General features: G+C 72.5%; 13 protein-coding genes. 8 read left to right on the top strand and 5 right to left on the bottom strand.

The genetic code is table 11. The features are described 5' to 3' along the window. Window positions 1–41 precede the first annotated feature (41 nt). Complete coding sequence (gene npdG / locus DT019_RS05905) at window positions 42–755, bottom strand: NADPH-dependent F420 reductase (RefSeq protein WP_114035562.1); 714 nt, start codon at window positions 753–755, stop codon at window positions 42–44. Between the two features lie 93 nt (window positions 756–848). Here npdG and DT019_RS05900 point away from each other — a divergent pair, with 93 nt between their 5' ends. Beyond that, window positions 849–1,451, top strand: coding sequence for a hypothetical protein (locus DT019_RS05900; RefSeq protein ID WP_114035561.1), 603 nt, complete (start codon window positions 849–851; stop codon window positions 1,449–1,451). A 21-nt stretch (window positions 1,452–1,472) separates the two neighbouring features. Here DT019_RS05900 and DT019_RS05895 read toward each other — a convergent pair whose 3' ends face one another. Continuing rightward, a complete protein-coding gene (locus tag DT019_RS05895; protein WP_114035560.1) occupies window positions 1,473–1,703 on the bottom strand; it encodes a hypothetical protein in 231 nt (76 codons plus the stop codon). A gap of 76 nt (window positions 1,704–1,779) precedes the next feature. On the opposite strand from DT019_RS05895, the gene map reads away from it, so the two are divergent. Further along, the gene (map, locus tag DT019_RS05890) at window positions 1,780–2,649 is read left to right on the top strand and encodes a type I methionyl aminopeptidase (protein WP_114035559.1); all 870 of its coding nucleotides are present in this window, start codon (window positions 1,780–1,782) and stop codon (window positions 2,647–2,649) included. 156 nt (window positions 2,650–2,805) lie between these two features. Beyond that, window positions 2,806–3,465, top strand: coding sequence for a heme oxygenase (biliverdin-producing) (locus DT019_RS05885; RefSeq protein WP_114035558.1), 660 nt, complete (start codon window positions 2,806–2,808; stop codon window positions 3,463–3,465). Here DT019_RS05885 and DT019_RS05880 read toward each other — a convergent pair. Next, window positions 3,455–4,159, bottom strand: a complete 705-nt coding sequence (locus tag DT019_RS05880; protein WP_114035557.1) for a PhzF family phenazine biosynthesis protein — start codon at window positions 4,157–4,159, stop codon at window positions 3,455–3,457. The genes DT019_RS05885 and DT019_RS05880 overlap by 11 nt on opposite strands. A gap of 191 nt (window positions 4,160–4,350) precedes the next feature. Between DT019_RS05880 and efeO the strand changes: the two genes are divergently transcribed. Genes efeO through DT019_RS05860 form a run of 4 tightly spaced genes read left to right on the top strand, consistent with a single transcriptional unit; the run spans window position 4,351 to window position 8,628 of the window. Then, window positions 4,351–5,496: an iron uptake system protein EfeO gene (efeO, locus tag DT019_RS05875; protein ID WP_114035556.1), complete on the top strand. Its 1,146-nt coding sequence runs from the start codon at window positions 4,351–4,353 to the stop codon at window positions 5,494–5,496. A gap of 26 nt (window positions 5,497–5,522) precedes the next feature. Continuing rightward, window positions 5,523–6,785 carry an iron uptake transporter deferrochelatase/peroxidase subunit gene (efeB, locus tag DT019_RS05870; RefSeq protein ID WP_114035555.1) on the top strand — a complete coding sequence of 421 codons (1,263 nt, stop codon included), beginning with the start codon at window positions 5,523–5,525 and terminating at the stop codon, window positions 6,783–6,785. Between the two features lie 9 nt (window positions 6,786–6,794). Beyond that, entirely contained in the window at window positions 6,795–7,769 is a 975-nt protein-coding gene (efeU, locus tag DT019_RS05865) for an iron uptake transporter permease EfeU (protein ID WP_114035554.1), read from the top strand. Further along, window positions 7,657–8,628 (top strand): hypothetical protein, encoded by a 972-nt coding sequence (locus DT019_RS05860; RefSeq protein ID WP_114035553.1) that lies wholly within the window; start codon window positions 7,657–7,659, stop codon window positions 8,626–8,628. Before efeU ends, DT019_RS05860 begins: the two co-directional genes overlap by 113 nt. 220 nt (window positions 8,629–8,848) lie before the next feature. Here DT019_RS05860 and DT019_RS05855 read toward each other — a convergent pair whose 3' ends face one another. Further along, entirely contained in the window at window positions 8,849–9,586 is a 738-nt protein-coding gene (locus tag DT019_RS05855) for a bifunctional DNA primase/polymerase (RefSeq protein WP_114035552.1), read from the bottom strand. A gap of 345 nt (window positions 9,587–9,931) precedes the next feature. Between DT019_RS05855 and ddaH the strand changes: the two genes are divergently transcribed. Beyond that, window positions 9,932–10,831 carry a dimethylargininase gene (gene ddaH, locus DT019_RS05850; protein WP_388975216.1) on the top strand — a complete coding sequence of 300 codons (900 nt, stop codon included), beginning with the start codon at window positions 9,932–9,934 and terminating at the stop codon, window positions 10,829–10,831. Between the two features lie 14 nt (window positions 10,832–10,845). Here the strand turns inward: ddaH and DT019_RS05845 are convergent, their stop codons facing one another. Next, window positions 10,846–11,865 carry a small ribosomal subunit Rsm22 family protein gene (locus tag DT019_RS05845; RefSeq protein ID WP_114035550.1) on the bottom strand — a complete coding sequence of 340 codons (1,020 nt, stop codon included), beginning with the start codon at window positions 11,863–11,865 and terminating at the stop codon, window positions 10,846–10,848. Between the last annotated feature and the right edge of the window lie 5 nt (window positions 11,866–11,870).

The following is an 11,870-nucleotide window of genomic DNA, read 5'->3' as shown; positions in this document are numbered from 1 at the left end:
GCGGCGCCCGCCCGTCCAGTGTCCACCATGCCCCGGCGTCCTCAGACGTCGGTGACGCGCAGCCCCGCGTGTGCCTTGTAGCGACGGTTCACCGAGATGAGGTTGGCGACGAGCGACTCCACCTGGTGAGCATTGCGCAGCCGCCCGGCGAAGACGCCCCGCATGCCGGGGATGCGCCCGGCCAGGGCCTGGACGAGGTCGGTGTCGGCGCGGGCCTCGCCGAGCACCATCACGTCCGTGTCGATCTCCTCGACCGAGGCGTCCTGGAGCAGCACCGCCGACAGGTGGTGGAAGGCCGCCGTCACCCGGGAGTCCGGCAGCAGGGCGGCGGCCTGCTGGGCGGCGCTGCCCTCCTCGGGCTTGAGGGCGTAGGCGCCTTGCTTGTCGAAGCCGAGCGGGTTGACGCAGTCGACGACGAGCTTTCCGGCCAGCTCCTCGCGCAGCGACTCCAGCGTCCTGGCGTGGCCGTCCCACGGCACCGCCACGATCACGATGTCGCTGCGCCGCGCGCACTCGGCGTTGTCGGCGCCCTCGACGCCGAGGCCGAGCTCGTCGGCGGCGGTCCGGGCCCGCTCGGCGGCCCGCGAGCCGATGATCACCTTCTGGCCCGCCCGGGCGAGCCGGTAGGCGAGGCCGCGGCCCTGGTCCCCGGTGCCGCCGAGCACGCCGACCACGAGGCCGGAGACGTCCGGAAGCTCCCGGGGATCCTTCGCGGCGGGCTTGGCGGCGGTACCGGCGTTGTCAGTGGAAGTCATGGGCCGACCTTACTCGGCCGTAGCGGGCCTTCGTTCGGATGACGAAGCCCGGTTCCGCCCCCGGCCCGGCGCGCCGTGGGGCACCCTGCGGGCATGGATGCCGTACGGGTCGCACTGCTGCGGGAAGTGCTCGCCGGGACGGAGTGGCTGCGGGCCACCCGCCGTTTCGCGGGGGTGCTGCGCTCCTCCGTCGTGCCGCACGGCGGGGGGCTGCTCCTGGTCGGCACCGAGCGCTACGAGCCGTGGCACCTGGCCGCCCACCTCACCGACGAGGCGGCCTGGTCGGGGCTGCCGGAGCTGAGCCCGACCCTGGTGCGGCACCGCACCGAGCCGGGCGGGCCGCCGCACCTGTCGGTCGGGCTCGGCCGCCTGGAGGCGGCGCGGCGCGGCGAGACCCTGCTCGTGGTGGCGCCGGAGCGGCCCGCCGACGGCCTGCTCGAACGCGTCCACGACGCGCGCCGGGCGGGGGCCACGGTGCTCGCCCTGGACGGCGGCGACCGCGAGGTGCGGGGCCTGGTCCACGAGTCGCTGACGGTGCCGCCGGACGCGGAGCTCGACCTGGACACCGTGCAGCACCTGGTCAGCGCCGCGGCGGGCGAGAACACCCTGCCCCCGCAGCGCGGCCCGCGCCGCTTCCGCGACCGGCTCGGCCGGCTCGCCGACCAGCTGACGGCGCCGCCGCCGGGCCGCTGGTAGCCGCCCGGGACCGGCCGCCGCTCAGTCCTCGCCGTCCGCGCGGGCGGACTTGTCGTGCCACTTGGGGTCGTTCTCCCACTCCAGGTTCCGCTCCTGCGCGTTCTGCATCGCGTGCTCGGCCTCCTCGCGGGTCGCGTACGGGCCGAAGCGGTCCTTGGCCGGGCACTCGGGGCCCTCCTCGACCTTGTGGTGGACCAGGCAGTAGAACCACTCACCCGGTTTGCCGACCGTGCGCTTCTTGAACAGAGCCATGTGTGCCTCTTCCCTGGGACGATGGCCGGGGCCTCAAGGCCATGCTGCCCCACACCCGCTCGATAGACTCGCCGGCATGTCTGGCCAGCCGAAGTCGCAGTCCCTGCTCGTGCCCGGGGAGATCTCTCCGCCCCGTTCCGTACCGGGTCGTATCCCGCGTCCCGAGTACGTCGGGAAGCCCATGCCCACGCCGTACACCGGCCCCGAGGTGCAGTCCGCCGAAACCATCGAGCTGATGCGGACCGCGGGGCGGATCGCGGCGCAGGCGATGGAGGAGGCGGCCAAGCACATCGCGCCGGGGGTGACCACGGACGAGCTCGACCGGGTCGCCCACGAGTTCATGTGCGACCACGGCGCCTATCCCTCGACGCTCGGCTACCGCGGCTTCCCCAAGTCGCTGTGCTCCTCGGTCAACGAGGTCATCTGCCACGGCATCCCCGACTCGACCGTCCTCAAGGACGGCGACATCGTGAACCTGGACGTCACGGCGTACATCGGCGGCGTGCACGGCGACAACAACGCCACCTACTTCTGCGGCGACGTCGACGAGGAGTCGAAGCTGCTCGTCGAGCGGACCCGGGAGTCCCTGAACCGCGCGATCAAGGCGGTCCGCCCGGGCCGCCAGATCAACATCATCGGCCGGGTCATCGAGTCGTACGCCAAGCGCTTCGGCTACGGCGTCGTCCGGGACTTCACGGGGCACGGGATCAGCACGGCCTTCCACTCCGGCCTGATCGTGCCGCACTACGACGCCCCGCACGCGACCACCGTGATCAAGCCGGGGATGACCTTCACGATCGAGCCGATGCTGACCCTGGGCACCCACGAGTACGACATGTGGGAGGACGGCTGGACGGTCGTCACCAAGGACCGCAGGCGCACGGCCCAGTTCGAGCACACGCTGGTGGTCACGGAGACGGGCGCGGAGATCCTCACCCTGCCGTGACCCCGCCCGGGCGGCGTTTTCCCGGACCACGTGTCCCGCCGGGGCACAGCGGGTACCGTTTTTACCGACAGGACGTCGGGAACCAGTTGACTTAGGTAAGCCTAAGTTGAGACGATCCCGCTGGTTCCCGCACCCCTCGGTCCCCGGAGGCACGCCTTGACGACCGCGACCACGCCGTTCTCCACCCTCATCCGCACTGCCTCGCACGAGCAGCACACGGAGGCGGAGACGACGACGTTCATGGGCGACCTGCTCGGCGGCCGGCTCGGGGTCGACGCGTACGCCCGCTACACCGAGCAGCTCTGGTTCGTCTACCGGGCCCTGGAGGAGGCGGCCCCCGCGCTCGCCCAGGACCCGGTGGCGGGGCCGTTCATCCGGCCGGAGCTTATGCGGACCGCCGCGCTGGAGCGCGACCTGGCCCATCTGCGCGGCGCCGGCTGGCGGCGGGCCACCACCCCGCTGCCCTCGACGGCCGCGTACACCGCCCGCGTCACCGAGTGCGCGCGCACCTGGCCCGCCGGATATGTGGCGCACCACTACACGCGCTATCTGGGCGACCTGTCGGGCGGCCAGATCATCCGCGACAAGGCGGAGCGCACCTGGGGCTTCGCGCGCAAGGGCGACGGCGTCCGGTTCTACGTCTTCGAGCAGATCCCCAACCCGGCCGCGTTCAAGCGGAGTTACCGCGACCTGCTCGACGGGGTGCGCGCGGACGACCTGGAGAAGCAGCGGATCGTCGACGAGTGCAAGCGCGCCTTCGCCCTGAACACGGCCGTGTTCAGGGAGCTGGGCCGGGAGTTCCCGCTCAGCGCCTGACGCCGCCCGTGAGGTCCGGGCGGCCGCCCCGGGTCAGGCTGCGCTCCAGCCGCACCCTGCCCCCGAGCTCGATCGTGTCGTCCGGGCCGGGTGCCGTCAGGAGCTGGGAGCCCGCGCCCTGGGTGATGTTCAGGGCCCGGCCCAGCCGGTGGGTGAGCAGCAGGGCGGCGGCTCCGGTGGCCTCGTCCTCGTCGATGCCGTCGCCGCGCCCGGGGAAGCCGCGCGCCCGCACCCGCCCGGCCGCCTCGTCCTCCCAGGCCCACGCGTACACCCACTCCCCCGGCTCCGGGACCGCGAGCGCCTCGACCTCGGCGGCCGAGGCGTACTGCCGCAGGGTGCGCGGCGGCGCCCACGCGGCGCGTGCGGTGATCCAGCTGAACTCGCCGTCCTGGCGGGCGAAGACGTCCCCCACCGGCAGTTCGAGGACGTCCAGGTCGAGCAGCCAGGAGGTGCCGACCAGGGGGTGCCCGGCGAACGGAAGGCGCAGCCCGGGGGTGTAGATCTCGACGGCGCCGCGCTCGGGGTCGTCCACGAACACGGTCTCGCTGAAGCCGAGTTGACGCGCGAGCTCCTGCCGGGCCGCCCCGTCGGGCACGGCCGCTCCTTCGCGCACCACTCCGAGGGCGTTGCCGTGCCCGCCGTCGGGTCCGCAGAAGACCCGGAGCACGTCGATCAGTACGTCGAGTTCACTCACGCACGCATTGAAGCAGCAGACCGGGCCGCGACTCCGGGCCGGGGTGCGGCCCCCGCCCGGCACGATCCGTGATCCGGCCGTGACCGGTGAGAGCTGAATCACGCGCCCCGCGGGCATCGGTGAGGTAAGGCTCGGTTAAGTTAGGTTCGCCTCAGTCGACCCGTTCGACCCTGACCCAGCGTGGAGCCCGCATGCGACCCGTCCGTACCTCCGTAGTCACCGCCGCCGCTGCCGTGGCGGCCCTGACCGCCGTCACGGGCTGCGCCGAGAAGAGCGACGCCAAGTCCGGCGGCGCCGGGGACGCGGTCCAGGTGACCGCCACCGACAACTCCTGCAAGCTGTCGAAGACCGAGTTCCCCGCCGGGCACGTCAAGTTCGACATCGAGAACAAGGGCTCCAAGGTCACCGAGGTCTACCTCCTCTTCCCCGACGACCGCATCGTCGCCGAGCGCGAGAACATCGGCCCCGGCCTCAAGCAGCAGCTGACCGCCGAGGTCAAGGCCGGTTCGTACGAGGTCGCCTGCAAGCCGGGCATGAAGGGCGACGGCATCCGCCAGAAGGTCACCGTCACCGGCGGCACCGCCGCCCAGCGCAACCCGCGACTCGACGCGGCCGTCGCCGAGTACCGCAAGTACGCGCAGGAGCAGGCCGACGAGACGCTGCCCAAGGTCAAGGTCTTCACCGACGCGGTGCGGGCCGGCGACCTGGAGGCGGCCAAGAAGGCGTTCGCGCCCTCGCGCCTGGGCTGGGAGCGCACCGAGCCGGTCGCGGAGTCCTTCGGCGACATCGACCCGAAGACCGACACCCGCGAGGACGGCCTGGAGAAGGGCCAGAAGTGGACCGGCTGGCACCGCCTGGAGAAGTCGCTCTGGACCGACGGGAAGATCGGCCAGGACGAGAAGGATCTCGCCACCGAGCTGGACAAGGACCTGGCCGACTGGCAGAAGCGGGTCGGCACCGCCGAGATCACCCCGACCTCGATGGCCAACGGCGCCAAGGAGCTCCTCGACGAGGTCGCCACCGGGAAGATCACCGGTGAGGAGGACCGCTACAGCCACACCGACCTGTCCGACTTCAAGGGCAACGTCGAGGGCGCGCAGAAGGCGTACGAGCTGCTCAAGCCGGTCGCCGCGAAGAACGACCCGGCGCTGGCCACCGAGCTGGACAAGCAGTTCGCGGCCCTGAACACGCTGCTCGACAAGTACCGCGCGGACAAGAACTCCTACGACTTCACCGCGTACGACAAGGTCGGCGCCGGCGACCGCAAGCAGCTCTCCGACACGGTGAACGCGCTCGCCGAGCCGCTGTCGAAGCTCGCCGCCGCGGTCACGAAGTAACGGCCGGAGCCAGGAGGAGATCCGTCATGAGCGAAACGACCGAGGTCACCGAGCCCGGCCGGGCCCCCTCGCGCCGCGCGCTGCTCGGCTGGGGCGGAGCGGGGCTCGCGCTGGGCGCGGCCGTGGCCGGCGGCACCGTCGCCGTCGTCAAGGGCGGCGGGAGCGACGCGGTGCCCGCCGCCGACTCGGGGGCGGCCGTGCCCTTCCACGGCGCCCACCAGGCCGGCATCGCCACCGCCGTCCAGGACCGGCTGCACTTCGCCGCGTTCGACGTGACGACCAAGGACCGGGCCGAACTCGTCCGGCTCCTCAAGGACTGGACGGCGGCCGCCGCCGCGATGACCGAGGGCAAGCCGGTCGGCGAGGGCGCCTACGGCGGTCTCGCCGAGGCACCGCCGGACGACACCGGCGAGGCGCTCGGACTCAAGCCGTCCCGGCTCACCCTCACCTTCGGCGTGGGCCCCTCGCTCTTCGCCAAGGACCGCTTCGGCCTGGAGGCCCGGCGGCCCGAGGCCCTGGTCGACATCGAGCAGTTCCCCGGCGACAACCTCGACCCGGCGCGCAGCGGCGGCGACCTGTGCGTGCAGGCCTGCGCGGACGACCCGCAGGTCGCGGTGCACGCGATCCGCAACCTGGCCCGCATCGGCATGGGCAAGGTCGCCATCCGCTGGTCGCAGCTCGGCTTCGGCAAGACGTCCTCGACGACGCCGGACGCGCAGACCCCGCGCAACATGATGGGCTTCAAGGACGGCACCCGGAACGTCTCGGGCACCGACGACAAGGCCCTCGACGAGCATGTGTGGGTCGGCGCCAAGGACGGCGCCGACTGGATGACCGGCGGCTCCTACCTGGTGGCCCGCCGCATCCGGATGCACATCGAGACCTGGGACCGCACCTCGCTCCAGGAGCAGGAGGACGTGTTCGGCCGCGACAAGGGCGAGGGCGCCCCGGTCGGCAAGGCCAAGGAGCGCGACGAGCCCTTCCTGAAGGCGATGAAGCCGACCGCCCACGTCCGCCTCGCGCACCCCGACTCCAACAACGGCGTACGCATCCTGCGCCGCGGCTACTCCTTCACGGACGGCACGGACGGCCTCGGCCGCCTGGACGCGGGCCTGTTCTTCCTGGCCTACCAGCGGGACGTGCGCAAGGGCTTCCTGCCGCTCCAGCGCAGTCTGGCCCGCCACGACGCGCTCAACGAATACATCCAGCACGTGGGTTCGGCGATTTTCGCGGTCCCGCCGGGCGTCCGGGACAAGGACGACTGGTGGGGCCGGGGACTCTTCGGCTGAGAGGAAGACATGTTCGCCAACTATCTGATCGGCCTGCGCGAGGGGCTCGAAGCCAGCCTGGTCGTGTGCATCCTGGTCGCGTACCTGGTGAAGACCGGCCGTCGGGACGCCCTCAAGCCGGTGTGGATCGGCGTGGCGGTGGCCGTCGGCGTGGCGTTCGCGTTCGGCGCGGGGCTGGAGTTCGGGTCCCAGGAGATGACCTTCAAGGCCCAGGAGGCGCTCGGCGGTTCGCTGTCGATCATCGCCGTCGGCCTGGTCACCTGGATGGTGTTCTGGATGCGGCGCACCGCGCGGCACCTGAAGACCGAGCTCCAGGGCAAGCTCGACTCGGCCCTGCGGATGGGCACCGGCGCGCTGGTGGCCACGGCGTTCCTCGCGGTCGGCCGGGAGGGCCTGGAGACCGCGCTGTTCGTGTGGACCTCGGTGCACGCGGCCGGTTCCGAGAACGGCACCTTCCAGCCGATGATCGGCGCCCTGCTCGGCCTCGCCACCGCGGTGTTCCTCGGCTGGCTGTTCTACCGCGGCGCCCTGAAGATCAACCTGGCGAAGTTCTTCACGTGGACCGGCGGGATGCTGGTGGTCGTCGCGGCCGGCGTCCTCGCCTACGGCGTGCACGACCTCCAGGAGGCCGACTTCCTCCCGGGCATCAACTCCCGCGCGTTCGACATCAGTTCGGCCGTCCCGCCGGACAGCTGGTACGGCACGCTCCTCAAGGGCGTCTTCAACTTCCAGCCCGACCCGACCGTCGTCCAGGTCGTGGTCTGGGCCCTGTACCTGATCCCCACGCTCGTGTTCTTCTTCGCCCCGGTAGGGTTCCGGAAGTCCGTGGGGGCTACGAGGGTCGAGGGGCAGAAGGCGGTTCATGAGCAGGGTGAGTCGGCTGACGGCGGGGCTCGCGACGGCGACCGTACTGACGGTGACCGCGAGCGGCTGCGTGACGGTGCACGGGGAGCGGGAAGTCGTACCGTCGGCGACGAAGGCTGAGGCCGCCGAGGCGCTCACCGCGTTCACCGACGCCTACAACAGGGCCGACAAGGCCTACGACCCGGCCCTCGACGCGGGCCGGGTCACCGGCGCGTTCGGCGCCACCACCCAGGCGGGGTTCACCGCGCGCCATGTGACGAGCCCGGGCGGCAACCCGCAGCACACGGACCTGACCCTGACGGACGCCAAGTACACGATCCCCAGACAGGCGGGCTGGCCGCGCTGGTTCGTCGCCGACACCGACTCCAACCGCGACCAGGACGACAAGGGCCCGAACGACACCCGCTGGCTGCTGCTCTTCCTGCGCGGCGGCCCGCAGCAGGGGTGGAAGCTGGCCTACCTGTCCATCCTCGGCGTCAAGGACGTCCCCGCCTTCAAGACGGACCAGGACGGCTGGGCCGAGCCGGTGCGCCCCGACGACCCCTCGCTCGCGGTCGCCCCCAAGGACCTGAGCGCGGACTACGCCTCCTACCTCCAGGACGGCAGACCGCCCGTGTTCGCGGACGGGGAGCACACCAGTGGCTGGCGCGAGGCCCGCCAGAAGAACGCGGTACGGTCCGGCCGGATCAGCCAGTTCCTCGACCAGCCCCTGAACGAGGGCGACTTCGCCCCGCTGGGCCTGCGTACCGCGGACAACGGCGCGCTGATCTTCTTCGCCGCCCGCCACTTCGAGCGCCAGACCGCCGCGAAGGGGGTCCGCCTGGACGTCTCGCCCGACGAGAAGGCCCTGATGTCCGGCGAGGTGAAGTCCTCCCTGACCAGGGAGTGGATCTCCAACGAGCTGGCGCGTGTGCCTGCGCAGGGGCGGGTCGTGCTGGCGAACCGCGTGCAGGGCCTGGTGAGCCTGAAGGGCGAATAGCCCTCACACCCGGCCCTCCCGGAGCGCGCCCTTCGTCTGCACGCCGCAGGTGGCCGATCGCGCAGTTCCCCGCGCCCCTTGGCGGCATTGGTGCTGGCCTGCATGGGCAGCCTCAGCCCGTCATGGGGGTCCCCCCTGGCCCTCAAGGCGTTGGGGGAGTTTGAGGACGAGCGCCGTTCAGGCGCGAACGGGGTCTGGGGCGGAGCCCCAGGGGTGGGGGCTAGCGGCCCAGGGGCCAAGCCACCGCGGGGGAGCCCGCCTCACCCGCGTACCGCGCACACGCGTCCGTCAGCGCCTCGAGCAGCGTGAGCGGATCGGGAAGCCCGTGCTCCGGCCCCCGCGCCCAGCCGACCTCCAGCTCCCCCGGCAGCCGCGCGGGCGGCACGAGGACGTAGCTTCCCCGGCAGTGCCAGCGCAGCCCGGGGTGCTCGTCCATCGTCTCGGGGTGGCAGTCCAGCTCGCAGGGCCACCACTCGTCCTCGTCCTCGGGCGTGCCCCGGGTCGCGGTGAAGAACAGCATCCGCCCGTGGTCCCCGTCCCCGGCGGCCTCGGCGACCGGGCCGACGTCGACGCCCTCGGACAGCAGCCGGGCCAGCGCCGCGCGGCCCGCTTCGAGCGGCACGTCGAGCACGTCGTGGACCATGCCGGTCGCGGTGATGAAGTTGGCCTCCGGCTGCCCGAGCGCCCAGCGCTCGATCTGCGCGCGGTCGGTGGTCGACTGCGTCTGCCAGGCGAAGGAGACGGGGTGGCGGGCGGGCGTGGGACACCCGATCCGCTCACAGGAACACCGGTAGCCGACGGGGTACGCGGCGGGCGCGAGGGGCAGGCCCGCGGCGGCCACGGCCAGAAGCAGCCCGAGCCGGCCCTGGTCCGCGCCCGGAGCGTCCTTGGGCCGCCTGCGCAGCCAGCGGGACAGTTTGCTCTCCTCGCCGCGGGAACGGCCGAACTCAGCGCCCATCTATCCCCTCACCTCACCGTCGACCCCGAGGGACTTGTCGCCACAAGGGACTCGTGTCCACGAGGAACATCGTCCCACCATCCTGCTCCCCGGGTGACCGCACCGGACATCCGGGGTGTGTGACATGACCCGCCCGTGACCAACGGGGGCCTCCGGGTGACCGGTGCGAGGAGGGGGCGCGCACCGGCTCCGGACGGTGCCGAGCGGCACGGACGCGCGGGCCGGTGCGCGAGGCGACGCGGTGGCGTACGGGGTCGAAAGCGGCGGGGGCGCACACATGAACCGAACGAGCCAGTGGAAAAACACCCGGACGGTTCACTGCGCGGACGCCCCGCACGGCGGACCATGGGCTGCACTCGGTTGTGCGCCCGCGCAGCCCAAGTCGCCCGTGAGGAGCCCTCATTGCCTCGTGAACCCCGTGGCCTCCGTACCCCGAGAACCGCCCGACCCCGGCGCTATCTGATGTGCCCACCGGCACACTTCAAGGTCACGTACTCCATCAATCCGTGGATGGACCCCGAGAAGCCGGTCGACCTTCCGCTGGCCCTGGCCCAGTGGGAGGACCTGCGCGACCGCTACCGCTCGCTCGGCCACACCGTCGAGCTGCTCGACCCCCGCCCCGACCTGCCGGACATGGTCTTCGCCGCCAACGGCGCCACCGTGATCGACGGCCGGGTGCTCGGCGCCCGCTTCGCCCACCCCGAACGCGCGGCGGAGGCGGAGGTCCACCTCGACTGGTTCCGTACGCACGGCTTCGACACCGTGCACGAGCCGTCGCACATCAACGAGGGCGAGGGCGACTTCGCGGTCACGTACTCGTACGTGCTGGCCGGGCGCGGCTTCCGGTCCAGCCCGCTGTCGCACGACGAGGCCCAGGAGTTCTTCGGCCGCCCGGTCATCGGCCTCGATCTGGTCGACCCGCGCTACTACCACCTGGACACCGCGCTGTGCGTCCTGGACGACGCGGCCGACGAGATCATGTACTACCCGCCGGCCTTCTCCCCCGGCAGCCGGGCGGTGCTGTCCCGGCTGTTCCCGCACGCGCTGATCGCCGAGGAGCCGGACGCGGCCGCCCTCGGGCTCAACGCGGTCAGCGACGGACACCACGTGCTGCTCCCCCAGGGAGCCATCGGCCTGTTCGACCCGCTGCGGGCCCGTGGCTACGAGCCGATCGGCATGGACCTGGGCGAGCTGCTCAAGGGCGGCGGCAGTGTGAAGTGCTGCACCCAGGAGCTGCGTTCCTGACCAGGAGGCGCTGACTAGGAGGTGGGCGCGGCGGGATGGGGCGGCCAGGGGTCGCCCCATTCGGCGTCCCGGGCCTGCCGGTACAGCGCGCCGTGCCGTTTGCTGACCGTCTCGCGGCGCAGCTGCTCCTCGGCGGTGCACAGGTCGAGCAGCACCTGCCCCTTGCGGATCTGCGGCTTCCGGATGACCCGGGCCGCCGCGGGCTCGGGGAGGAACCTCGTGGCGACGACGTAGCTGAACTTCTCGTCCTCGTACGCCAGTGAGCCGCCCTTGACCTGGCGGTGCAGGGAGGAGCGGCTGACCCGGGCCGAGAAGTGGCACCAGTCGGTGCCGGGCTCGATGGGGCAGGCGGCGCTGTGCGGGCAGGGCGCGGCGATGCGCAGTCCGGCCGCGATCAGCCGGTCGCGGGCCTCGATGATCCGGGTGTAGCCGTCGGGGGTGCCGGGCTCCACGATGACGACGGCGCCGGTCGCGGCGCGGGCCGCCGCGTCCACCAGGGAGCGGCGGTCCTCGGGGGTGAGCTCGTTCAGGACGTAGGAGACGGTGACGAGGTCGGCGTCCTCCAGGGCGAGGGCCGTACCGATGCGGGCGCGCTCCCAGCGGGCGGCGCGCAGGCCGGGGAGCCCGGAGGCCTCGGCGAGTTCGCGGCCGACGGCGAGCGCGGGCTCCGCCCAGTCCAGGACGGTGGTGGCCACGGGGGTCTCCGCGTCCTCCCAGGCCTCGGCGACCGCCCAGCTCGCGGAGCCCGTGCCGCCGCCGATGTCGGTGTGCGTGGCGGGCGTCCACGCCCCGGCCGCGTCCCGGAACGCGTCGAGCGCGGAGCGCACCGCCTCGAACGTGGCGGGCATCCGGTACGCGGCGTAGGCGGCGACGTCGGAGCGGTCGCGCAGCACCGGGGCGTGGGTGGGGACGACACCGCGGTAGTGGCTGATCAGCCGGTCGACGGCTCCCGCGGCCTGTGAGGGCGGCAGCCCGTCGAGCAGTCCGGCCAGGGCCGAGCGCAGGACGTCCGGGGTGGGGAGGGAGTGGTTCACCGGGG

Source organism: Streptomyces sp. SDr-06 (assembly GCF_003324565.1).
Classification (GTDB): domain Bacteria; phylum Actinomycetota; class Actinomycetes; order Streptomycetales; family Streptomycetaceae; genus Streptomyces.
The sequence above is the reverse complement of the archived record's forward strand: the minus strand, read 5'-3'. Positions and strand labels throughout refer to the sequence as shown.

Excerpts from the sequence above, each read along its gene's own strand:
- npdG (WP_114035562.1), bottom strand. The coding sequence starts at position 755 with ATGACTTCCACTGACAACGCCGGTACCGCCGCCAAGCCCGCCGCGAAG.
- DT019_RS05900 (WP_114035561.1), top strand. The coding sequence starts at position 849 with ATGGATGCCGTACGGGTCGCACTGCTGCGGGAAGTGCTCGCCGGGACG.
- DT019_RS05895 (WP_114035560.1), bottom strand. The coding sequence starts at position 1,703 with ATGGCTCTGTTCAAGAAGCGCACGGTCGGCAAACCGGGTGAGTGGTTC.
- map (WP_114035559.1), top strand. The coding sequence starts at position 1,780 with ATGTCTGGCCAGCCGAAGTCGCAGTCCCTGCTCGTGCCCGGGGAGATC.
- efeO (WP_114035556.1), top strand. The coding sequence starts at position 4,351 with ATGCGACCCGTCCGTACCTCCGTAGTCACCGCCGCCGCTGCCGTGGCG.
- efeB (WP_114035555.1), top strand. The coding sequence starts at position 5,523 with ATGAGCGAAACGACCGAGGTCACCGAGCCCGGCCGGGCCCCCTCGCGC.
- efeU (WP_114035554.1), top strand. The coding sequence starts at position 6,795 with ATGTTCGCCAACTATCTGATCGGCCTGCGCGAGGGGCTCGAAGCCAGC.
- DT019_RS05855 (WP_114035552.1), bottom strand. The coding sequence starts at position 9,586 with ATGGGCGCTGAGTTCGGCCGTTCCCGCGGCGAGGAGAGCAAACTGTCC.
- ddaH (WP_388975216.1), top strand. The coding sequence starts at position 9,932 with ATGGGCTGCACTCGGTTGTGCGCCCGCGCAGCCCAAGTCGCCCGTGAG.